The sequence below is a fragment of the Streptomyces sp. P1-3 genome (genome assembly GCF_050613155.1).
GTDB lineage: Bacteria > Actinomycetota > Actinomycetes > Streptomycetales > Streptomycetaceae > Streptomyces.
In genome coordinates this window covers 4,538,890-4,559,355 of the sequence record NZ_CP192512.1, presented here as the reverse complement: position 1 = coordinate 4,559,355, position 20,466 = coordinate 4,538,890, and the positions used below count along the sequence as shown (strand labels likewise).

The window sequence follows — 20,466 nt, the reverse complement described above, 5'->3', positions numbered from 1 at the left end:
TGATTCTGATGGCCGGATACGCGCCCGGGTTCCAGCGTGCCGCCTCTGCCGGCCGCCGAGGCCTCCTCCTCCCCCGCCCGCTCCGGCCCCTGCTCCGGGCGGGTGAACTCGTACCGCGCCCCATACAACCGGACATATCTCGCAACTGTCTCATCCGATAGTGAGACAACTGGCGTGACCGCATGGGATGCGGCCGAACGCCCGCCTGCCTGTCTCTTTCTCTCTTTCCAGGAGATCAGCATGAAGACCCACGCACGCCGGATCCGTCGTGTCGCGATGGCCGTGGGCGCGCTGGCGCTCACCTCGGCGACGGTCACCGGAGCCGTCCCGGCCGGAGCCGCCGCGGGCACCTCCCCCACCGGAAGCCCGAGCCCCGTCCGCCAGCAGACCCAGCGGATCGCGACCAGCACCCTCGGGAAGGACCTCCAGGTCACCCTCACCGCCGTCCGCTCCACGAAGGACCAGCTCGCGGCTACGGTCGACCTGTCCACGTTCACGCAGGTCAACGGCGAGTGGCGGCTCCAGGACAAGACCAGGGTCGGTCAGAAGGACAGCTGGTTCTGGTTCCCGCTCACCGGGTCGCAGGCGGTGTGCGAGTTCTCCACGGCCAGCGCCGCACCGCAGCGCATCAGGGTGAGCCTGCTCGTCACCCCGTCCATCGGGTGCTCGCCGGTGCACAGGTTCCATCTGGAGAACGGGAAGATCGTCACCGGCTGACACCGCCGCGGACGGGTACGTTCGCGTACACGTTGACGCTCACGCACACGTTGACGCTCACACGCTCACGGCAGTACGCGGCAGAGCGCGTCCAGCGCGCCCGCGAAGGCGTGGTCGGGCGGGGTGCCGTACGCGAAGACCAGCGCGTCCGGCCCCTCGCCCTGCGGCCCGCCCGGCAGCCCGCCCGGCCCGCCCGTCCAGTCCGACCCGTCGCCCAGTGGCCCGTCCGCGTACCGGAACCGCGCCAGCCCCTCCAGCGCCAGCCCCTGCCAGGCCGCGCCCCGCACCACCGACCGCTCCGTCCCTGGCGGCAGTCGCAGCACCGCGTGCAGACCCGCCGCGATCCCGGTGACCTTGATGTGCGGCGCGCGTTCGGCGAGCGCCGCCACCAGCTGGTCGCGGCGGCGCCGGTAGCGCATCCGCATCACGCGTACATGCCGGTCGTACGCGCCGGAGTCGATGAACTCCGCGAGCGTGAGCTGGTCCAGGCCGCCGGACTGCCACTCCCCCGTGCGCTTGACCGCCAGCACCTCCTCCATGAGCTGCTCCGGCAGCACCATCCAGGCCAGCCGCAGCGCGGGAGCCAGGCTCTTGCTGGCCGTACCCAGATAGACGACCCGCTCCGGGTCGAGCCCCTGGAGCGCACCCACCGGCTGCCGGTCGTAGCGGAACTCGCCGTCGTAGTCGTCCTCCAGGACCAGCCCGCCCCCGCGCGACGCCCAGTCGACGACGGCCGCGCGCCGGTCCGGATGTAGTGGGACGCCGGTGGGGAACTGGTGCGCCGGGGTGAGCAGGACGGCGCGTACGTCCGGCAGCGACGCCAAGTACTCGGTACGAGCGCCGTGTTCGTCCACCGGAAGGGGTACGGTGCGCAGTCCGGCGCGGGCGAGTACGGCGCGGTGGAAGTCGAGCCCGTACGACTCGATGCCGACCGCGGGGCAGCCGCGCCGTTCCTTGAGCACGCGGCCGAGCAGGGCGAGCCCCTGCATGAACCCGGCACAGATCACGATGCGTTCGGGGTGGGCCCGCACGCCTCGGGCCCGCGCCAGGTATTCGGCGAGCACGCGGCGCAGCTCAGGTCGGCCCTGCGGATCGCCGTAGCCGAAGGCCGCGTGCGGGGCGGCGGTCAGGGCACGGCGGGCCGCGGCGAGCCAGGCGGCCCGGGGGAACGCGGAGACGTCCGGGGACCCGGCCGTGAGGTCGTAGGTGGGGCGGGGGGCCAGTCCGGCGGGCCGGGGCTCGCGCGGCGGCGCGGGCTCCGAGGGCACGACGCGCCGGGCGACACGGGTGCCGGAGCCCTGGCGGGCGGTGAGCCAGCCCTCGGCGACCAGCTCGCCGTAGGCGTCGGCGACGGTGTTACGGGCGATGCCGAGGTCGGCGGCGAGGGAGCGGGAGGAGGGCAGCCGGGTGCCGGGGGCGAGTCGGCCTGTGCGTACGGCGTCGCGCAGGGCGCGGATGAGCGCGGCCCGCACGCCGATCGCGCCGCGGCCGGCGGCCCCGGACGCCGTGGCCCCGGACTCCGCCCCCTCCCCGCGAGGCAGGTCCAGATGCAGATCGGCGCCGAAAGTGGCCCAGGAATCCTCCATGGAAATGGACCATACCCCTGGGCTTATGTCGCTCTAGCGTGGTGGTCATGACGACAGCTGAGAACACCCAGGTACAGCAGGAGCACAAGGCCCGACTGAACATCGCCGCCCACGTCCCCGCGGTCTACAAGGCCATGGTCAGCCTCGACGCGGCGGCGAGCAAGGGCCTGGATCCCGTCCTCGTCGAACTGGTCAAGGTACGTGCCTCGCAGATCAACCACTGCGCCTTCTGCCTCGACATGCACACCAAGGACGCGCGGCACGCGGGCGAGACCGAGGCGCGACTCTATCTCCTCAACGCCTGGGAGGAGGCGGCCGGTTACTACACCGAGAAGGAGCGCGCGGCACTCGCCCTCACCGAGGCGATCACCGTGCTGACCGACGGCTTCGTGCCGGACGAGGTGTACGAGCGCGCGGCCGCGCACTTCGAGGAGCAGGAGCTGGCCCAGCTCATCTCCATGATCATCACCATCAACGCCTGGAACCGGTTCGCCGTCACCACCCGCGCGGTGCCCGGCGCCTACCAGCCGGGGCAGCACGCGTGAGCGGAGCCCCGGTGCGCGCGGACGGGGCGGGCGGCGCCCCAGTGAGCGCGAAGACGGCGAGCGGCGCCCCAGTGAGCGCGTACCCGACGGGCGGCGCCCCGGCGAGCGGAGCCCCGGCCTTCCGCGCGCTGCACCACGGCCGCGCGCCGGACGACCCTCTGGTCCTGCCCGGCCCCTGGGACGCGGCCAGCGCCCGCGTCTTCGCGGACGCGGGCTTCGCGGCCCTGGCGACGCCGAGCGCGGGGGTTTCGGCGTCGCTCGGCTACCCAGACGGCGGCGCGACCCCGCCCGACGAGATGTTCGCCGCCATCGCCCGGATCGCCCGCGCGGTGGACGTCCCGGTGTCGGCCGACATCGAGGACGGCTACGGGCTCGCGGCGAAGGAGATCGTCGAACGGCTGCTGGAGGCCGGGGCGGTGGGCTGCAACCTGGAGGACTCCGACGCCGTGGCCAAACGGCTCAAGGACCCCCGGCGACACGCCGACTGGCTCGCCGAGGTACGCGCGGCGGCCGGTGACAGCCTGGTGATCAACGCCCGCGTGGACACGTTCGTACGGGGCGTGACCGGCGCCGAGGCGGCGATCGAACGCGGCCGCCTGTACGCGGCGGCGGGCGCGGACTGCGTGTACCCGATCGCGGCACCCCCGGAGCTGCTGCCCGAACTGGCGGCCGGGATCGGCACGCCGATCAACGCGATCGCGGGCGTGGAGGCGGGGGCGGGGGCGGATGCCGTACCACCGTCGCGGCTGGGCGAGTTGGGGGCGTCCCGCGTGACCTTCGGGGGCGGGCTGCACGGAGCGTCGATGGCGGCGCTGAAGGTGATGGCGGAACGGCTGCACGGGTCGTAGCCGTACGTACCCGCACATGGCCCCGTGTCCTTGTTGGCCCTTGCCACGGCGCCACGGGACCCGGGGCCACGGTCCCCGGGGACACCGGGCAACCGGGGCCACAGGGCCACGGCGGGGCATGCCGATATTCGGATGCGGGGCCATCCGGGTCGTGCATAGGGTCGACGCCCGTGGAACCCCTCAGCGAGAAACAGATCCGCTCATCCTTCGTGAACTGCACCAAGGGCGAGGCGGCGCGGCTACGGCTGCCACTCGACTTCGCCGAGCTGCCCTGGGAGGACCTGGACTTCCTGGGGTGGGTGGATCCGGGAGCGCCGCTGCGGGCCCATTTCGTGCTGCCCCGGGCGCAGGGCCCGTTGGGGATCTCTCTGCGCGTGCCCCCGGCGAGCCGCACGAGCGCGGTGAAGTCCCGTATGTGCGAGATCTGCCTGACGGCTCACGCCGCCTCCGGGGTCACCTTGCTCGTCGCCCCCTTGGCGGGCACCCGTGGCCGCGAGGGCAACACCGTCGGTGTCTACCTCTGCGCGGACCTCGCCTGCCCCCTGTACCTGCGCGGCAAGCGGCAGCCGAAGCTGCGGTCCGGGCTGTACGAGGAGACCCTGACCCTGGACGAGCGCCTCGCGCGCATGTCGGGCAACCTGGATGCCTTCGTAGGCAAGGTCACCGCGGGGTAAGCCCCTCGCGGACCTCACTCGCCCGAGCGGCACGCGACCACGCCGCACAGAGCGGCTGGGAAGAGCATCGCCGAGGCCCAGACGGGATTCGCGACCTTCGCGGAGGACCTCGACGAACGCTGCCGCTGAGCCGGGTCGGCTCGGCTCGGCTGGCCTAGTCCTTCTCGCCCATGGCGGCACGGAGCCAGTCGAGGGAGCTTTGGCCAAGCAGCCCGTCCGCGAGCCGCCTGGCCGTGTCGGTCACCAGCCGGCCGCGGCTGCTGTCGATCCAGCGCTGAGCGTTCGCGTAGCCCTGGGCCTTGTACTCGATCCCTTGCAGCAGGCATTCGAGCTTGTCCGCGTCCCGAGCGCACACCGCCTCGGCCGAATCCCTCGCCTCGTACTCGGCGACGATCCCCCGCACGGTCGAGGCGAGAGGCTCCGGCATGCCCGCCGTCTGGTCGGCGGTCACCTTCTGCGGACCGACGCTGGGGGTGTACTTCTTGCCCAGGTGGTTCACGTCCCCCGTGCGGGTCTCCTGGGAGTCGTGCCAGACCGCCATAAGAGCCGCCCGCGCGGGGTCCGCGCCCTCCAGCGTGGCGATGATCGAGGCGATGAGCGAAGTGCGCCAGGCGTGCTCGGCGACACTCTCCGGATCACGGACCCCGGCCATCCACCACCCGGTGCGCCGGGCGTGCTTCAGCGTGCCCGCTTCGAACAGGAAGCGCGTCACCGCGCGCAGGTCGTCAGCCACCGTCCGTCTCCTCCCATGTGCGGCTACAGGTTGTAGGCGCCATTGTCGGCAGCGGAGCGGCGGAATCATCGCGTCGTAAAAGGGCGCGTCAGGGAACGGGACGAGTTCACCGAGCCAGTAGTAGCCCCACCGGAGTACGCAGCCCGTGCCACCAGCGGGTTCTTGCCTGAAGCGTGCACCCGTAGGCGGACCCAACCGGTGAGCAGGTCGGACCTGATGTCCGCCACGTCTGCGGCAGGCCCGTACCGTGCACATTCGAGGTGCCCGCTCACAGCATCCGCGACGAGCGTTCCACCTCGATGAACGTCCCATCGATTTCCGGAACGCGGACCAGAGTCGCCAGCATGCAGCGGCCGACCGCGTCGAACTCGTAATTCCTGCAACGCTTCTGGAAAGCGATGAACGGCTCATATCCGAGGCCGCGCAGCATCGCGTGGACCGCGTCGACGTCGCTCACACGCGTTTCGTGCTCCGGCTTCGAGCCGGAGGCCTCGTCGACCTTGGCGCTCTTGAACGTGAGGAGCGAACGGGTCTCTTACGGGCCGTGCACGGTCCGCACCCGCAATTCACGATCGGACGCTCTGAGGCTGCCGGACCGGTCGTCGTAGTAGGTGTCGTGGTACACCTCCGGCCGCCCGGTGGCGCGCTCTTCCAGCGCGCGCAGCACGTTCTCCGGTGCGCGCACCCGGGCTTTCAGCTCAGCTTCGATCATCTGCCGCGCCTCTCCGCTCCGGCGGCTCCCCACAGTTCTCGCAGGCCAAGTGCGCTCACCGCCGCTCTTCTTCCCGCAGCGTCGGCCGGGGACGCCTCCAGTGTGGTCTACGCTGCCCGCATGATTCGCGCAGTGGTATTCGACGTCGGTGAGTGCCTTGTGGACGAGACACGCGAGTACGGAGCCTGGGCCGACTGGCTCGGAGTGCCCCGCCACACCTTTCACGCGATGTTCGGGGCCGTGATCGCCCAGGGACGCGACTACCGCGAGACGTTTCAGGAGTTCCGGCCCGGCTTCGACCTGTACGAGGAGCGTGAGAAGCGCGCCGCCGCGGGGCAGCCGGAGTGGTTCGGTGAGGGCGACCTCTACCTTGATGTCCGGCCAGCGCTCGCCGCGCTGCGTGAGGACGGGCTGTGGCTCGGCATCGCGGGGAACCAGACGGTGCGCGCCGGTCACATCCTCCGCGAGCTGTTCGCTGCCGACGTCGACCTGATCGGCACCTCCGACGACTGGGGCGCCAGCAAGCCCGACCCCGAGTTCTTCGCGCGCGTGGCCGACGTGGTGCCGTTCGAGCCCGGCGAAATCTTGTATGTGGGTGACCGGCTGGACAACGACATCCGTCCCGCCGTGACCGCAGGCATGCGGACAGCGCTGATCCGGCGCGGGCCGTGGGGCACGATCCAGCACCATGCCCCGGACGCCCGCCGCCTGCCGATCTTCCGCCTCGACAGCCTCGCCGAGCTGCCCGAGAGGATCGCCAAGTTCAACGCTGTAGAGCGCTGACCGTGGTACCCCAGCTGTAAAGGCGGTCGTCCAGGTCGCGCACGCACTGCTCGTTCTGCCACGGTCCAAGTGCGCGGCGTACTTCACGCACACGGTCCATGCCTGTGGCGTACCAGGTCACGGCGAGCTGGTCGAGGGCTCGCGAGGCGTACTCGCATGCCTGACGGGGGTCGCCTGCGGCCACTTCGACGGCAGCGAGATCGCCGTAGACCACAGTGCGCTGCTTGTCGGACTCCGGCGGCAGGTCGTCAAGCACCTGTGACAGGGTCGCGCGCGCCTGTGGCAGGTGACCTGCCTTGAGTTGCGTGTTGCCCTTGAAGGCAGCGAGCCGCGTGGCGTCGAACCAGTCCATCCATTCAGGGGTCGGCTGATCGGAGCCCGCCGCGAGTATGTCTTCGCCGTGCCTGATGAGGTTCAGCGCCGTGCGGTTGTTGCCGCATCGGGTCTCGCACTCGGCCTCGACAACGTCCAGCCACGCCAGGAACCGTGCCGACGCGGGGCCACGCCGAGCGTAGGTGCGCGCCGCGATCATTCGCTCAGCCGCCTCGTCACGACGTCCCGCCCAGCCGGGGATGAACGCCGTGTGCGCCAGGACTGCGGCGCCGAGAATCGGATCGTCGGCTTCACCGGCAGCCTGGAGAGCACGGAGCAGCGTTTCCCCCGCCTGTTCCGCTTGTCGAAGGTCGAAGAACTCGATACGGCCAGCGAGGAGGTAGGACTCGGCAAGCGCAGCAGCAACCGTGCGGCGGCAGCCGCCCGTTGTCTCAGACAGCAGAGCACAGCCAAGGCGTGCGTGCTGAAGCACCGTCGGGTGGAGTGTCGCGGGCGCGACCGACCAGTAGAGACGACGGTGGGATCGGGTCACACTCTGGAAGTCGGCTCCCACGCTTGCGGGTTGCGTGGCGCTCGCGTTCTGTGCGGGCACGGCGGCAAGGCCCACAGCGACCGCCGTTCCGGCTACGACGCTACGGCGGGCAGGCCCAGGGCACGCGGTTCCCTCGCCCCACGGCGGGGTGAAGCCCAGAGATTCGATGTCCTGTCCCAGCAGATGGGTGAGCAACTTCTGGCAATCGGGCTGAGGCCAGGGCGGGTTGGCTGACTCAGCGCCGCACTTGCCGCACGCCCACAGACAGCCCTCGGATGCCCAGGGAAAGTGCCACCTGGGTCATGGCTGTCGCCAGAGCCTGTTGAGAGCTGTAACCGGCAGCCGTACGTGCCGCCTTCAACTTGGTGTTGCCGGTGGGTCGGGACACAGTGACCTCCAAGTGGTCCGCTCCATGGGATCGTCCCACGATAGGCATCTTAAGAGACCTCTTATCGCCCTACCGAAGGAATATAAGTCCCCTTCAGGTCCCCTATAGGACCTTTCCAAGCCCTCGAATGGGACGTCGCTGGAGTCCACCCTGTTGTTCACGAGAGGGAGCAACAAGGATGGAGACACAGGGTGATGACAGGAACCCTGCCGTGGGCACCGCCCAACGGCGTGGATGTTGAGGCCTTACCGGCGGGACGCTTGTGGGACGCGGTGCGCGTGACCGAGCCGGTCGGGGCGCTGGCTCTCGAGGCGCTCGGCGACGGAAGCGGCGCCGTGATCGCGGACCTGTACGGACGGTCGCTGTACTGGCTCGTGACGCCGGGGTCTGCTGCGGACTGGCGTCTGCCGCATGTGAGCATGCTCGGCGCGAAGGCTCACGAGGTGACGTACGTGGGGGTGCCGCCCGCCGGGTGCGTACGAGGGCCGGGGGTGCACTGGCGCGTGCCATATGCGCGCGATCGGTATCTCACGGACCCGGACCGACTCCATCGGGCGCTGCTGTCGGCCCTCACCCGCACGCAGGTCTGCCGCCGCTGCGACACACCCACCACCGAGCCCGTGCCCGTCCACGTCACCCATGGCGCCAGCGGGCCCGGGCACACGCTCTACGCCTGCCCGCCGTGTGCCCCGCTGTACTCCGTACGGCACCAGGCGGTGCGGAGTCGGTGAGCACGGCCGACGCGTCCGAAGTCGATGTCCGGCGGCTGGCCTTGGACCAGATGCGCGGCTGGTACTGCGCGCTGTGCCGAGCGCGGCTGTTCGCCGACCGGTCCCTGGGGCGCTTCGAGATCACCTTCGGCCGAACGACAGAGACCGTCGAACTGTGGGCCTGCGCGCCGTCCTGCGAAGCGGTCCGCCAAGCCACAACACGCCGGTCTGCCTAGGCCGGCCGCGCCGACCCCCACAAGACCCCCGCCCCGGCCGCCGCATGTCTTGCCGGACCTGGCGACCGGAGCGGGACGGGCCCGAACGGGCCCCTGGCAGTGCGCCCCGGCGCCCGGAACACGCCGCGCGCCGACACACAGCACAGGAGGTTCACGATGCGCCACCCGCGCGAAGCGGTCAACCACGACCCCGAGGAAGACGACGGCCAGGGCGGCGGCCAGACAGGCGGTTGCGGAGACGGTGACGGCTGCGGCCGCCACTGACACCACGCATCAAGCACCACGCACCACGGTCCCCGCCCCACTACCCCGGCGGCGGGGACCGCACCCTGTTCACAACGAGGACCGATGACACCCACGCCGCCGCACCACCACGCCTACCTCTGGGTCGGCAACGGCCGGGCCCTGGTCAACGACGGCCCCCGCCGCCCCGTGCACCCCGACTTCCGTACCGCCGACGTACCGCCCCTGGAGCGCGCCCACTGGCTGCTCAAACCCGCCACCCGCATCGCGGGGACCTTCGCCCCGCACGACGCCGCCGACTGGTACGGCGCCCAGTTGGCCCAGTACGCGGACGCCATCACCGGTACGCGCGGACCTGCGCCCGACCGTGCCGAGACCATCCGCGGCCTCCGTGCAGGCGACGACATCGTCGGTGGATGGTGGCTCACCGGCGACCGGTTCCTGTCCCTGTCTCTGATCGCCTGCCCGCACCGTGTACGACCCGAATTCCCTTGCCCGCAGCGGTAGTCCGAGACGCCTGCTGACAGACTGTCTCTTCATGAGCGAACCGGAGTTCTGCCAGGGCGGCATCGGCGCCAGTGTCACGTTCGGGCTGCTGGCCGCGTGGGCCGTGCACGACGCGGAGGAAGTGGCCCTGGTGCCGGGCTGGGGCCGGGCCCGGGTGCCGGAGTTGCGGGAGCGGTTTCCGCAGGTGCCGGAGCGGATATGGCGGCGGTTGGAGTCCATCGACGAGCGGGAGTTCGCGACCGCCGTCGCCGGGATGGCCGTCCTGGTCGCCGCCGCGGCCGCCGACGGGCATCGAACCGGCGGGCGTTCCGCCTTCTACCAGACCGCGCTCAACGGATTCGGGCTGCACGGCCTGGTGCATCTGGCGCAGGCCGCTGCCGTCCGCGGGTACACACCGGGCTCGGCTACCTCGCCGCTGGTGGTCCTTCCCTTCACGCTCTGGGCCCGCGGGCGGCTTCGGCGGGCCGGGGTGCTGCGTCCCACACGGCCGCGCGACGCCGTGCAGGGGCTCGCGCTCGCCGCCGCGGCCACGGTCGGGTCGCACATGCTGGCGCGACGGCTTTCGGCGCCTCGCGGCGGCCAGGCAGTCGTCTAGGTCTCTAGGCCGCGACGGATCCCGTCTCGTCCGACCGCTCCACGATCACCAGCGTGCCGTGGCTGCCCCGGCGCACCGCGTGTGCCGTGTGCGCCGGGATGACGTACAGCTCCCCCGTCCGCACCGTCACCGGGTCGCCGGACACCTCGAGTTCGAGTTGTCCGGACAAGACCAGCAGCGCCTCGGGGGCCTCGTGGCTCTCCTCCTCCACCGGGAGTTCGTCCATCCGCAGCACCTTCACGCAGGCGGAGCCCACCCGTCCGAGGACGAGTGAGCTCCATGCCTGCGGGAGACCCGCTGCCGTCTCATTCAGATTGACCGGACTGACCGGACCACTCACCACGCGTCGCTCCTGCCGGCTTCCTGACGATCTCAAGGACGTCTTCGACGCTACGTGGCCAGGGCCTCCGGTTGGGAGACCGTTCGGCAAAGGATGAGGCGGCCCGCCGCGGAGGCCCGCTCCGGAACGTCCGTTGCGGGACGTCCGTTACGGGATCCACTTCTCCCACACCTCGGGGTTCTCCTTCACCCACTTCTCCGCCGCGTCCTCCGGTGAGAGCCCCTCCGACGCGATCAGCTCCGAGACCGCGTTCTGGTGCTCCTTCGTCCAGCGGAAGTTCTTCAGGAACTCGGCCGCCTTGCCGCCGTTCTTCGCGAAGTCCGCGTTGAGGTGCTTCTGCAGCGGCGTCGTGGGGTAGGCGCAGTCGACCGTCTTGGGATCCTCCGCGCCCTTCTCCGCGCACTCGTCCGTGTACTTCGGCAGCTTCACCTCGACCATCGGCACCTCGTTGAAGAGCCACTGCGGCTCGTACCAGTAGGTGAGGAACGGCTTCTTCTTCTTGGCGAACTGCTTGATCTGGGTGATCTGCGCCGCCTCCGACCCCGCGAAGACGACCTTGTAGTCCAGGTCGAGGTTCTCCACCAGCGCGGTGTCGTTGGTGATGTACGACGGCGAGCCGTCCATGAGCTGGCCCTTGCTGCCGCTCTCGGAGGTACGGAACTGGTCGGCGTACTTGTTGAGGTTCTTCCAGTCGGTGACGTCGGGGTGCGCGTCGGCGAAGTACTTCGGGACGTACCAGCCGATGTGGCCGGTGACGCCGAGGTCCCCGACGTTCGCGATGGTCTTCTTGTCCTTGACGTACCGCTGTTCCTGCTCCGGGTGGCCCCAGTCCTCCATCAGGGCGTCCACGCGGCCCTGGCTGAGCGCGTCCCAGGCCGGGACCTCGTCCACCTGGACCGTGTCGACGCGGTAGTCCAGCTCGTGCTCGAGCAGGTACTGGGCGACGGCGACGTTGGCCTGTGCGCCGACCCAGGACTGGACGGAGAGCGTGACCGTGTTCGCGCCGTCCACGTTGGCGTACGGCGAGGACTGCTTGGACATGTCGGCCTTGCCGCAGCCGGTGGCGGTGACGGCGAGGAGGGCCGCGGCGGCGGTGGCCGCCGCCGCGGTCAGGGTCGTGCTACGAGTGCGATGAGTACGAGTACGAGTACGCATACGGGCCATGTCAGGCCCCCTTCCGTGAGCGGCGCGCCGTCGGCTGCGTCACTCGGTCGAGCATCAGTCCCAGGCAGACGATCGCAGCGCCCGCCACCAGGCCGGTGGCCGGGTCGCCTTGGGCCAGGCCGAAGAGGACCTGGTAGCCGAGCGCGCCGGAGCCGACCAGGCTGCCGATGACGACGACGGCGAGGACCAGGACGACGCCCTGGTTGACGGCGAGCAGCAGCGCGGGGCGGGCCAGCGGGAGCTGGACCTGCCACAGCTGCTGGCGCGGCGTGGCGCCGAGGGAGCGCGCGGACTCCAGCGCGGCCGGGTCGACCTGCCGCAGCCCCTGGGTGGTGATGCGGATGACGGCGGGCAGGGCGTAGACGATGGCCGCGGCCGCCGCCGGGGCCCGGCCGACGCCGAACAGTGCGACCACCGGGATCAGGTACACGAACTGCGGCATCGTCTGGAAGACGTCCATTACGGGGCGCAGGATCCGTTCCAGGCGGGGGCTGCGGGCCGCCGCGACGCCGATGGCGAAGCCGAGGACGAGGGTGACGGCGACGGCCGCCAGCACCTGGGAGAGCGTGTCCATGGACGGCTCCCACACGCCGAGCACGCCGATCGCGGCCATGGCGAGGGTGGCGGTCAGGGCGGTGCCCCAGGTGCCGATGAGCCAGGCCAGGGCGGCGACGATCAGCAGCGCCGACCACCACGGCAGGGCCAGCAGGCCGTCGCGCAGCGGGTCGAGGATCCAGCGGACGTAGCGCGAGGCCCAGTCGGCGGTGCCGCCGACGACGGGCACGTCGGAGTACAGGTGGTCGACCATCCACTCCTTCGCGTCGTTGACGGGCTCGACTATGGCGACGGTCCAGCCGTCCGGCCACGTCAGGGCGCCCATGGAGCGGCCGACGAGGGCCACCGCCGCGGTGCCGACGGCGGCCGCGGCCCAGGCGGGCCAGCCGCGCAGCAGGCGCGGGCCGGTGGGTTCGGCCCCGGCGCGCTCGCCGGCCGCCGCCGTCGTGCGGTCCAGGACGACCGCGAGCAGCACGATCGGGATGCCCGCGGCCAGCGCCTTGCCGACGTCGACGGTGGACAGCGCCTGGTAGACGCGATCACCAAGACCGCCGCCGCCGATCATCGAGGCGATGACGGCCATGGAGAGCGCCATCATGATCGCCTGGTTGACGCCGAGGAGGAGCTCCTTGCGGGCCAGCGGCAGCCGCGCGGACAACAGCCGCTGCCACCCGGTGGCGCCGAGCGAGGCCACGGCCTCCAGCACGCCGGCGTCCGCCTGCCGCAGTCCGAGCGCGGTGAGCCGGGCCATCGGCGGAGCCGCGTAGACCACGGTCGCCAGCACCGCGCCGGGCACGCCCATCCCGAAGATCATGACGACCGGCAGGAGGTAGGAGAAGGCGGGCAGCACCTGCATGGTGTCCAGGACCGGCCGCAGCGCCCGGTGCGTACGGTCCGACAGCCCGCCGGCGAGGCCGAGCAGTCCGCCGATGACGACCGAGGCGGTGACGGCGACGACCATCAGCGCCAGCGTCTGCATCGTCGGCACCCACATGCCCAGCAGCCCGCAGACGGCGAAGGAGACCGCGGCGGTGACGGCGACGCGCACCCCCGCGACGCGCCAGGCGAGCAGGGTGGCCGCGGCCGTGGTACCGGCCCAGCCGAGGGCCAGCAGCACGACGTAGACGGCGCGGACGCAGACGATGATCGCGTTGCTGATGTGGCCGAAGAAGTAGACGAAGAGCGGGTGGCTGTCGCGGTTGTCGATGATCCAGTCGCTGGCGTCGCCGAGCGGCTCGGACAGGTCGACGGTCAGCGCGTCCGGCCACGTGCCGCTGGCCCACTTGGCGTGCGCCAGGGGTACGAGTACGGCCGCGAGGAGCGCGAGGACGACCAGCTTGGCCAGCGCCGGGCGCTGCCGGACGGCGGCCAGCAGTGAGCCCGCCGGAGCGTGGGCCGCGGCAGCCGCGTCGTCCTTGGCGACCTCGGTGGACGCCTGGTCGGTACGGGGGGTGGTGACGGCACTCATCGGCGTCTCCCGGGGTTCGTGAACAGGCCCCCCAAGGCGGACGCCCCCTTCGACGCGGCCCGTGCGGTGGTGCGGCCGCGCACCGCGTGCCGCTCCGCCACGCGGCCGCGGGCAACGCCGCGCGCCGCCGAGGGAGCCTCACGCAGGCGCCGCACACGTGCGGCGTGCCGCGTCCGCGCGGACGCGGACCCGGACGCGGATCCAGACGCAGGCCCGGACCCAGACCCAGACGCAGACGCAGACGCAGACGCAGACGCAGACGAGCGTGCCGATGCGGGCGTCGCGGGCACGGTCGGCGCCGGGCCGCGCGCCGCCGAGGCCGACGGTTCGGCCCGCAGGGCGCGTACGCGTACGGCACGCCCGCTGAATCGGGTGGTGGTGCCGGTCGGGGCGCCGACGGACACGGTGTCGCGCCGGATCCGGCGCTTCATGCGGGGCGTCACGCGGCCGCCTTCTCCGGGCGCAGGCCCGCGACCACCGCGAGCAGGCACTCGTGGTCGACCACCCCCAGGCAGCGGCCGTCCTCCATGACGCAGGCCGCGCCGCCGATGTGGGCGACGGTCTCGATGGCGTCGACAACGGCCGTGTCGGGGGCGAGGGCGCCGGGGTGGTCCTGGCCGCCGCCGCAGTCCCCGGCGCGCATGGCGGTGCGCACCGTCATGACCTGCTCGCGCGGCACGTCGCGGACGAAGTCCCGTACGTAGTCGTCGGCCGGGGAGCCGACGATCTCCTCGGGCGTGCCGAGCTGCACGATCCGGCCGTCGCGCATCAGCGCGATGCGGTCGCCGAGGCGCAGGGCCTCGTTCAGGTCGTGCGTGATGAAGACCATGGTGCGGCCCTCGTCGCGGTGCAGGCGGATGACCTCCTCCTGCATGTCGCGCCGGATCAGCGGGTCGAGGGCGCTGAACGGCTCGTCGAACAGCAGCACCTCGGGGTCCGCGGCGAGCGCGCGGGCCAGGCCGACACGCTGCTGCTGGCCGCCGGAGAGCTGGCCGGGGCGGCGGTGCTCCAGTCCGTCGAGGCCGACCTTCGCCACCATCTCGGCGGCCCTGGCGCGGCGTTCGCTCTTCGCCACGCCCTGGATCTCCAGGCCGTAGGCGACGTTGTCGAGGACGGTGCGGTGCGGCAGCAGGCCGAAGTGCTGGAAGACCATGGCGGCCCGGTGCCGGCGCAGGTCGCGCAGCCGGTTCTTGTCCATGCCCAGCACGTCCTCGCCGTCGATCTCCAGGCTGCCGGAGGTCGGCTCGATGAGGCGGGTCAGACAGCGGACGAGGGTGGACTTGCCGGAGCCGGACAGGCCCATGACGACGAAGACCTCACCCTGCCGTACGTCGAAGGAGACGTCCCGGACGGCGGCGGTGCAGCCGGTGCGCTCGCGCAGTTCGGCCGGGGAGAGCTCCGCGTCGGCGCTGCCCGGAACGTGGTCCGCCTTGGGGCCGAAGACCTTCCACAGGTGGCGGACGGAGAAGACGGGCTCGGTGGCCTTCGTGGCCTCGGCGGTCTTGGTGGCCTCGGTGGTCTTGGTGGTCTTGGTGGGCTCGGTGGGCTCGGTGGTCTTGGTGACGGAGACGGCCGTCTCCGTCTTGGGGTCGGCGTTCTTGGGGTCGGCGTTCATCACGCCTCACCTCCTTGGTCGGTGGCTTCGGCGAGCAACTCCGCGCACTTCTCCCCCACCATCAGTACGCCGATCATCGGGTTGACCGCGGGAATGGTCGGGAAGACGGAGGCGTCGACGACGCGGATCCCGTCCAGACCGCGGATCTTCAACTCGGGGTCCACCACGGCCGTTTCGTCGTCGGCGGCGCCCATCTTGCAGGTACCCGCCGGGTGGTACACGGTGTGGTGCGCCTTCCGCAGCAGGTCGCTCAGGCGCTCGTCGTCCGTGACGTCCGGGCCGGGGAAGACCTCGCGCTTGAGCCACTTGGCGAACGGCTCGGTGCGGGCGATCTCACGGGCGATCTTTACGCCGTCGACCAGGGTCCGCGCGTCGTAGCCGTCCTCGTCCGTGAAGTAGCGGAAGTCGAGGGCGGGGTGGGCCTCCGGGTCGGCGGAGGTGAGGTAGAGCCGTCCGCGGGCGCGGGACTTGGGGATGTTGGGGGTCATCGACACGCCGTGCTCGGGCCGTTCGTAGCCCAGCCGCTCCGGGTTGTCGGTGAACGGGATCTGGTAGAAGTGGAACATCAGGTCGGGCGCGTCCAGCGACTCGTCCCGGCGGACGAACAGCGCCGCGTCGGAGTCCATCGCGGAGTTCTCCGGCAGCGGCCCGTCGGTCTCCCACACGATCACCGACTCGGGGTGGTCCTGAAGGTTCTCACCGACGCCCGGCAGGTCGTGCACGACCGGGATGCCCAGCTCCTCCAGGTCCTTCCGCGGGCCGATGCCGGAGAGCAGCAGCAGCCGCGGCGAGTCGATCGCGCCACCGCAGACCAGGACCTCGCGCCTGGCGGAGATCAGCCGCTCCTCGCCGTCCTTGTTCCGTACGTGCACGCCGGTGGCGCGCTTGCCGTCCAGCTCCAGCTTGTACGCCCAGGTCTCCAGGAACAGCTCCAGGTTGGGCCGGTCCCCGGCCTCCATGTGCGGGTGGAGGTACGCGACGGACGCGGAGGAGCGCTTGTTGTTCTCCGGGTGGTAGGCGAGGTCGAGGAAGCCGACGCCCTCGTGGAACGGCTTGTCGTTGAAGCCGATCACCTCGGGGATGTCGAGGGAGGACTTGACCGCGTCGATCCAGTCCTTGGCGATGGCGTTCTGGTCCTTCTCGGCGACCCGCACGATGTTGTTGCGGAGCTTGCCGAAGTACGGCTCCATCGCGGACGCGCCCCAGCCGGTGGCACCCGCGGCCTCCCACTCGTCCCAGTCTGAGGGCAGCGGCTTGAAGGCGATCAGGGTGTTGTGGGAGGAGCAGCCGCCGAGCACCTTGGCGCGGCTGTGCAGGATGTGCGAGTTGCCCTGCGGCTGCTCGACCGTCGTGTACCCGTAGTCGAGGTCGCCGCCCAGCAGGCCCAGCCAGCGGCGCAGGGTGAGGACGTCCTCGCGGTCGATGTCGGACGGGCCGCCCTCGATGACGGCGACCGTGACGTCCGGGTTCTCGGTGAGCCGGGAGGCGATCACCGAACCCGCGGTGCCGCCGCCGATGACGACGTAGTCGTACTGGGACATGGGGAGGTACTCCTGTCGGTGGTGCAAAGGTGCGTCGCGTAATGGGTGTCGCGTCGTGGGTGTGGCGTCCTGGGTGTCGGGTCGAGGGGCGCTCAGCCCGCGAACCAGCGGACCGGCCGGGGCCGCAGGTTCTCGTAGACGTGCTTGGCCTCGCGGTACTCGGCGAGGCCGGTGGGGCCCAGCTCGCGCCCGATACCGGACTTGCCGAAGCCGCCCCACTCCGCCTGCGGGAGGTAGGGGTGGAAGTCGTTGATCCATACGGTGCCGTGCCGCAGCCGGGCGGCGATCCGGCGGGCGCGGGCGGTGTCGGCGGACCAGACCGCGCCCGCCAGCCCGTACTCGGTGTCGTTGGCCAGCGCGATCGCCTCGTCCTCGGTACGGAAGGTCTCCACGGTCAGGATCGGGCCGAACGTCTCCTCCCGTACGACCCGCATCTCGCGGTGGCAGCCTTCTATGACGGTCGGCAGGTAGAAGTAGCCGGTGGCGGGCCGCTCGGCGGAGGGTTCGGGCCGCCGGCCGCCGCAGCGCAGGCGGGCGCCCTCGGCGAGCGCCGAGGCCACGTAGCCCTCGGTCTTCTCCAGCTGCGCGGCCGACACCAGCGGGCCGCACTCCACGCCCTTCTCGGTGCCGCGGCCGAGCCGGATCCGCTCGGCGCGGCGGGCGAGCTCGGCGACGAAGCGGTCGGCGACGGACTCCTCGACGATGAGCCGGGAACCGGCCGAGCAGACCTGGCCGCTGTGGATGAAGGCGGCGTTCAGCGCCTGGTCGACGGCGGTGTCGAAGCCCTCGTCGGTGGCGCAGGCGTCGGCGAAGACGACGTTGGGGTTCTTGCCGCCCAGCTCCAGGGCCACCTTCTTGACACTGTCGGCGGCGGCCTTCATCACCCTCGTACCGCTGGCGAGGCCGCCGGTGAAGGAGACCAGGTCCACCTGCGGGTGCTCGGCCAGCCGGGCGCCCACGGGGTCGCCCGCGCCGGTCACCAGGTTGCCGACACCCGCCGGGAGCCCGGCCTCCACCAGCAGCCTCATCAGCTCGACGGTGGACAGCGGGGTGACCTCGCTGGGCTTGATCACGAAGGTGTTGCCGGCCGCCAGGGCGGGGGCGATCTTCCAGCTGGCCTGGAGCAGCGGGTAGTTCCAGGGGGTGATCAGCGCGCACACGCCGACCGGTTCGTGCACGACGACGCTGTGGATGTCGGGGCTGCCCGCGTCCACGACCCGCCCGCCGGACTCGTTCACGACGAGGTCGGCGAAGTAGCGGAAGGCGTCGGTCACGCAGTCGACGTCGACGCGCCCCTCTTCCAGGGTCTTGCCGGTGTCACGGCTCTCGACCAGCGCGATCTCCTCGCGGTCGCGCTGGAGCAGCTCGGCGACGCGGCGGAGCAGCGCGGCGCGCTCGGCGACGGGCGTACGGGGCCAGGGGCCGCTGTCGAAGGCGCGGCGCGCGGCGGCCACGGCCGCGTCGGTCTCCTCGGTGCCGCCCTCGGCGACAAGGGCGAGTGTGCTGGCGTCGGCGGGGTCGAGGACCTCCCGCTGCGCGCCGGACGCGGCCGCTCGCCACGCCCCGTCCACATGAATGGTCTCGACTGCCGACACTGCTGTTCTGCCTTCCGGTTCCGCGGGCCCGTCGCCCGTCGTTCTTCCGCTGGTCACACACCAACGACTGGGGTCGCCTAACCGGGGGGTCAATTTGTATGCGTAATTCATGCGTCAATGTGGCCCGCATCACTGGATACGCGACCGGCCGCCCGCCCGCTCGGCGACCGGCCGCCCGCTCGCTCGGCCGCGGAACATAGGGTGAAGCGCCCGTAAGCAAGCGTTTTCGATCAAGGGGTGGGGCGTCGAGTGACGGCGAGACATGGGGGGTGGGCCGTCGCCGCGTGCGCGGCCATGGTGATGGGGCTCACCGGCTGCGGCGGCGAGGGCGGCAAGGCCGGCGACGACGGCGGTAGCGACGGCGGCAAGGGCGGCGCGACCGAGAGCCCCACGAGCTTGGACATCGAGAGGCTGCCGGGGCCGGAGATCGCCAAGAGGGCCAAGGCGGAGCAGAGGGCGGCGACGTCCTTCCGCCTCGTGACCGGTACCCAGAAGCCCGAGGCGTCCGGAAAGTGGGACGTGACCATGGACACGGCGGGCAACTGCGTCGGTTCGTGGAGGCAGGACTCGCGGGGCTCGTACGAGGCGATCAAGCACGGCAAGAAGGCCTGGATCAAGCCGGACAGGCAGTTCTGGAACTACTCAGCCCGCCCGGAGAGCGGCTGGCCGGATCTGTTCACGGGGAAGTGGCTGCGCGGCACCCCGTCCAGCAAGATCCTCGAGAGCGTGTTCACGGCCTGCGACATGCGCCGCCTGGTCCACGATGCGACCTCCGTGCTGAATGACGACGTCACCAAGGGCCCGACGGTCATCGTGGAGGGCCAGAAGGCGATCACGCTCAAGGCCGAGGATCCGAAGACCGGCAACCCGGTGACCCTCTACGTCGCCACCGAGGGCAAGCCCTACCCCCTGAAGCTGGAGCAGGGCGACGAGACCGCCCCGACCACCGCGATCTTCACGGACTACGAGAAGCCGGTGCCGAACACGACGCCGCCCGAGGGCGAGACCGTCAACGTGGCACTGCTGGAGACCCCTGGCCGCCGGGCGGACTGACGCCTGCCCTCTGTGTGGCGTCGGCGGTGTCGACCGCCGGCACCGCCGCTCTCCATGGATACGCGACCGGCTGCCAGCACACTCGGCCATGGAAAGTAAGGTAAAGCGCCAGTAAGTAAGCAATTTTTTGATCAAGGGGTAGGGCGTCTCAATGAGAAAGAAGTACGGGGTGTGGGCCGTGGCCGCGTGTGCGGCCATGACGCTGGGACTCACCGGCTGCGGCGGTGACGACAAGAAGGACGACAACGGCGACAAGAGCCCCACCAAGCCGGCGGCTCCGGCCACCAACGGTGTGGAGAAGCTGACCGGCCCGGAGATCGCCGACAAGGCGAAGAACGAGCTCACGAGCGCCACGTCCGTGCGGATGAACGCCGAGGGCAAGGACGGCGGGCAGTCCATGAAGATGAACATGCTCATGGACAACAAGGGCGACTGCCGCGGCTCGATGACCATGGGCTCCCAGGGTTCGTTCGAGATCGTCAAGCTCGGCGACAAGGTGTGGATGAAGCCTGACGCCCAGTTCATGAAGACGATGTTCGGCGAGGACGCAGAGGTCACCAAGCTCCTCACGGGCAAGTGGATGTACGGCTCCACGACGACCGACAAGGACCTCAAGGACATGGCCGACGTCTGCGACCTGAAGAGCGTGCAGGCGAGCGCGGCCGGCAGCACCGAGCAGAACAAGTCCTTCACCAAGGGCACCGTGACCACGCTGGACGGCCACCAGGTCATCCCGGTCAGCGGCAAGAACGGCTCCGGCGAGCCGATCACGCTCAGCGTCGCGCTGGAGGGCAAGCCGTACCCGGTGAAGGTCGTGAAGACCGGGGCCGACTCGACCACCAGCACGCTGTCCGACTACAACAAGCCGGTGGGGACCGAGACCCCGCCGGAGACGGAGAGCATCGACATGGCGGAGCTGGAGAAGTCCGCCTGACCTGGCGGTCGCCGCGTCCCCGGCCTCCCAAGGGACGTCCCCACCCCCCACTTCGACGC

At 71.0% G+C, this 20,466-nt stretch carries 19 protein-coding genes and 2 pseudogenes; 11 read left to right on the top strand and 10 right to left on the bottom strand.

The window, feature by feature from the left end; all coding sequences use genetic code 11:
* Positions 1-240 precede the first annotated feature (240 nt).
* Positions 241-717 carry a hypothetical protein gene (locus tag ACQUSR_RS19745; protein WP_431043905.1) on the top strand — a complete coding sequence of 159 codons (477 nt, stop codon included), beginning with the start codon at positions 241-243 and terminating at the stop codon, positions 715-717.
* A gap of 65 nt (positions 718-782) precedes the next feature.
* On the opposite strand, the gene ACQUSR_RS19740 is transcribed toward ACQUSR_RS19745, so the two are convergent.
* The gene (locus tag ACQUSR_RS19740; RefSeq protein WP_431043904.1) at positions 783-2,303 is read right to left on the bottom strand and encodes a PLP-dependent aminotransferase family protein; all 1,521 of its coding nucleotides are present in this window, start codon (positions 2,301-2,303) and stop codon (positions 783-785) included.
* Positions 2,304-2,350: 47 nt separating this feature from the next.
* On the opposite strand from ACQUSR_RS19740, the gene ACQUSR_RS19735 reads away from it, so the two are divergent.
* The 3 genes from ACQUSR_RS19735 (at position 2,351) to ACQUSR_RS19725 (ending at position 4,370) form a co-directional block, all read left to right on the top strand.
* Positions 2,351-2,848, top strand: coding sequence for a carboxymuconolactone decarboxylase family protein (locus tag ACQUSR_RS19735; protein WP_431043903.1), 498 nt, complete (start codon positions 2,351-2,353; stop codon positions 2,846-2,848).
* Positions 2,849-2,919: 71 nt separating this feature from the next.
* Positions 2,920-3,696, top strand: coding sequence for an isocitrate lyase/PEP mutase family protein (locus tag ACQUSR_RS19730; RefSeq protein WP_431047703.1), 777 nt, complete (start codon positions 2,920-2,922; stop codon positions 3,694-3,696).
* 170 nt (positions 3,697-3,866) lie between these two features.
* Positions 3,867-4,370, top strand: coding sequence for an FBP domain-containing protein (locus ACQUSR_RS19725; RefSeq protein ID WP_431043902.1), 504 nt, complete (start codon positions 3,867-3,869; stop codon positions 4,368-4,370).
* Positions 4,371-4,524: 154 nt separating this feature from the next.
* Here ACQUSR_RS19725 and ACQUSR_RS19720 read toward each other — a convergent pair whose 3' ends face one another.
* Both ACQUSR_RS19720 and ACQUSR_RS19715 read right to left on the bottom strand, forming a co-directional pair.
* Positions 4,525-5,103, bottom strand: coding sequence for an HD domain-containing protein (locus tag ACQUSR_RS19720; RefSeq protein WP_431043901.1), 579 nt, complete (start codon positions 5,101-5,103; stop codon positions 4,525-4,527).
* A gap of 289 nt (positions 5,104-5,392) precedes the next feature.
* Positions 5,393-5,815: pseudogene (locus ACQUSR_RS19715) on the bottom strand (class IV adenylate cyclase); the annotation flags it as partial.
* Positions 5,816-5,935: 120 nt separating this feature from the next.
* Here ACQUSR_RS19715 and ACQUSR_RS19710 point away from each other — a divergent pair.
* A complete protein-coding gene (locus ACQUSR_RS19710; RefSeq protein ID WP_431043900.1) occupies positions 5,936-6,598 on the top strand; it encodes an HAD family hydrolase in 663 nt (220 codons plus the stop codon).
* On the opposite strand, the pseudogene ACQUSR_RS19705 reads toward ACQUSR_RS19710, so the two are convergent.
* Positions 6,579-7,851: pseudogene (locus ACQUSR_RS19705) on the bottom strand (transcriptional regulator). The gene ACQUSR_RS19710 and the pseudogene ACQUSR_RS19705 overlap by 20 nt on opposite strands.
* Positions 7,852-8,129: 278 nt before the next feature.
* On the opposite strand from ACQUSR_RS19705, the gene ACQUSR_RS19700 reads away from it, so the two are divergent.
* The 4 genes from ACQUSR_RS19700 to ACQUSR_RS19685 all read left to right on the top strand — a co-directional run bounded on the left by ACQUSR_RS19700 (position 8,130) and on the right by ACQUSR_RS19685 (position 10,142).
* Positions 8,130-8,582: a hypothetical protein gene (locus ACQUSR_RS19700; RefSeq protein WP_431043899.1), complete on the top strand. Its 453-nt coding sequence runs from the start codon at positions 8,130-8,132 to the stop codon at positions 8,580-8,582.
* A complete protein-coding gene (locus tag ACQUSR_RS19695; RefSeq protein ID WP_431043898.1) occupies positions 8,579-8,797 on the top strand; it encodes a hypothetical protein in 219 nt (72 codons plus the stop codon). The genes ACQUSR_RS19700 and ACQUSR_RS19695 overlap by 4 nt, the downstream gene beginning before the upstream one ends.
* Before the next feature lie 348 nt (positions 8,798-9,145).
* Positions 9,146-9,547 (top strand): hypothetical protein, encoded by a 402-nt coding sequence (locus ACQUSR_RS19690; protein ID WP_431043897.1) that lies wholly within the window; start codon positions 9,146-9,148, stop codon positions 9,545-9,547.
* A gap of 31 nt (positions 9,548-9,578) precedes the next feature.
* Positions 9,579-10,142, top strand: coding sequence for an HXXEE domain-containing protein (locus ACQUSR_RS19685; protein WP_431043896.1), 564 nt, complete (start codon positions 9,579-9,581; stop codon positions 10,140-10,142).
* A 4-nt stretch (positions 10,143-10,146) separates the two neighbouring features.
* On the opposite strand, the gene ACQUSR_RS19680 is transcribed toward ACQUSR_RS19685, so the two are convergent.
* The 6 genes from ACQUSR_RS19680 to ACQUSR_RS19655 all read right to left on the bottom strand — a co-directional run bounded on the left by ACQUSR_RS19680 (position 10,147) and on the right by ACQUSR_RS19655 (position 18,420).
* Positions 10,147-10,368 (bottom strand): cupin domain-containing protein, encoded by a 222-nt coding sequence (locus tag ACQUSR_RS19680; protein ID WP_431043895.1) that lies wholly within the window; start codon positions 10,366-10,368, stop codon positions 10,147-10,149.
* Between the two features lie 261 nt (positions 10,369-10,629).
* Entirely contained in the window at positions 10,630-11,646 is a 1,017-nt protein-coding gene (locus ACQUSR_RS19675; protein WP_431043894.1) for an ABC transporter substrate-binding protein, read from the bottom strand.
* A 1-nt stretch (position 11,647) separates the two neighbouring features.
* A complete protein-coding gene (locus tag ACQUSR_RS19670; protein WP_431043893.1) occupies positions 11,648-13,669 on the bottom strand; it encodes an ABC transporter permease in 2,022 nt (673 codons plus the stop codon).
* A 439-nt stretch (positions 13,670-14,108) separates the two neighbouring features.
* Entirely contained in the window at positions 14,109-15,284 is a 1,176-nt protein-coding gene (locus ACQUSR_RS19665) for a quaternary amine ABC transporter ATP-binding protein (protein WP_431043892.1), read from the bottom strand.
* Positions 15,284-16,825, bottom strand: coding sequence for a GMC family oxidoreductase (locus tag ACQUSR_RS19660; protein ID WP_431043891.1), 1,542 nt, complete (start codon positions 16,823-16,825; stop codon positions 15,284-15,286). The genes ACQUSR_RS19665 and ACQUSR_RS19660 overlap by 1 nt, the downstream gene beginning before the upstream one ends.
* Before the next feature lie 92 nt (positions 16,826-16,917).
* Positions 16,918-18,420, bottom strand: a complete 1,503-nt coding sequence (locus ACQUSR_RS19655) for an aldehyde dehydrogenase family protein (RefSeq protein ID WP_431043890.1) — start codon at positions 18,418-18,420, stop codon at positions 16,918-16,920.
* Positions 18,421-18,669: 249 nt separating this feature from the next.
* Between ACQUSR_RS19655 and ACQUSR_RS19650 the strand changes: the two genes are divergently transcribed.
* Both ACQUSR_RS19650 and ACQUSR_RS19645 read left to right on the top strand, forming a co-directional pair.
* On the top strand, positions 18,670-19,473 hold the full coding sequence (locus ACQUSR_RS19650) for a hypothetical protein (protein WP_431043889.1): 804 nt from the start codon (positions 18,670-18,672) through the stop codon (positions 19,471-19,473).
* 151 nt (positions 19,474-19,624) lie between these two features.
* Entirely contained in the window at positions 19,625-20,407 is a 783-nt protein-coding gene (locus ACQUSR_RS19645) for a hypothetical protein (protein ID WP_431043888.1), read from the top strand.
* Positions 20,408-20,466 lie beyond the last annotated feature (59 nt).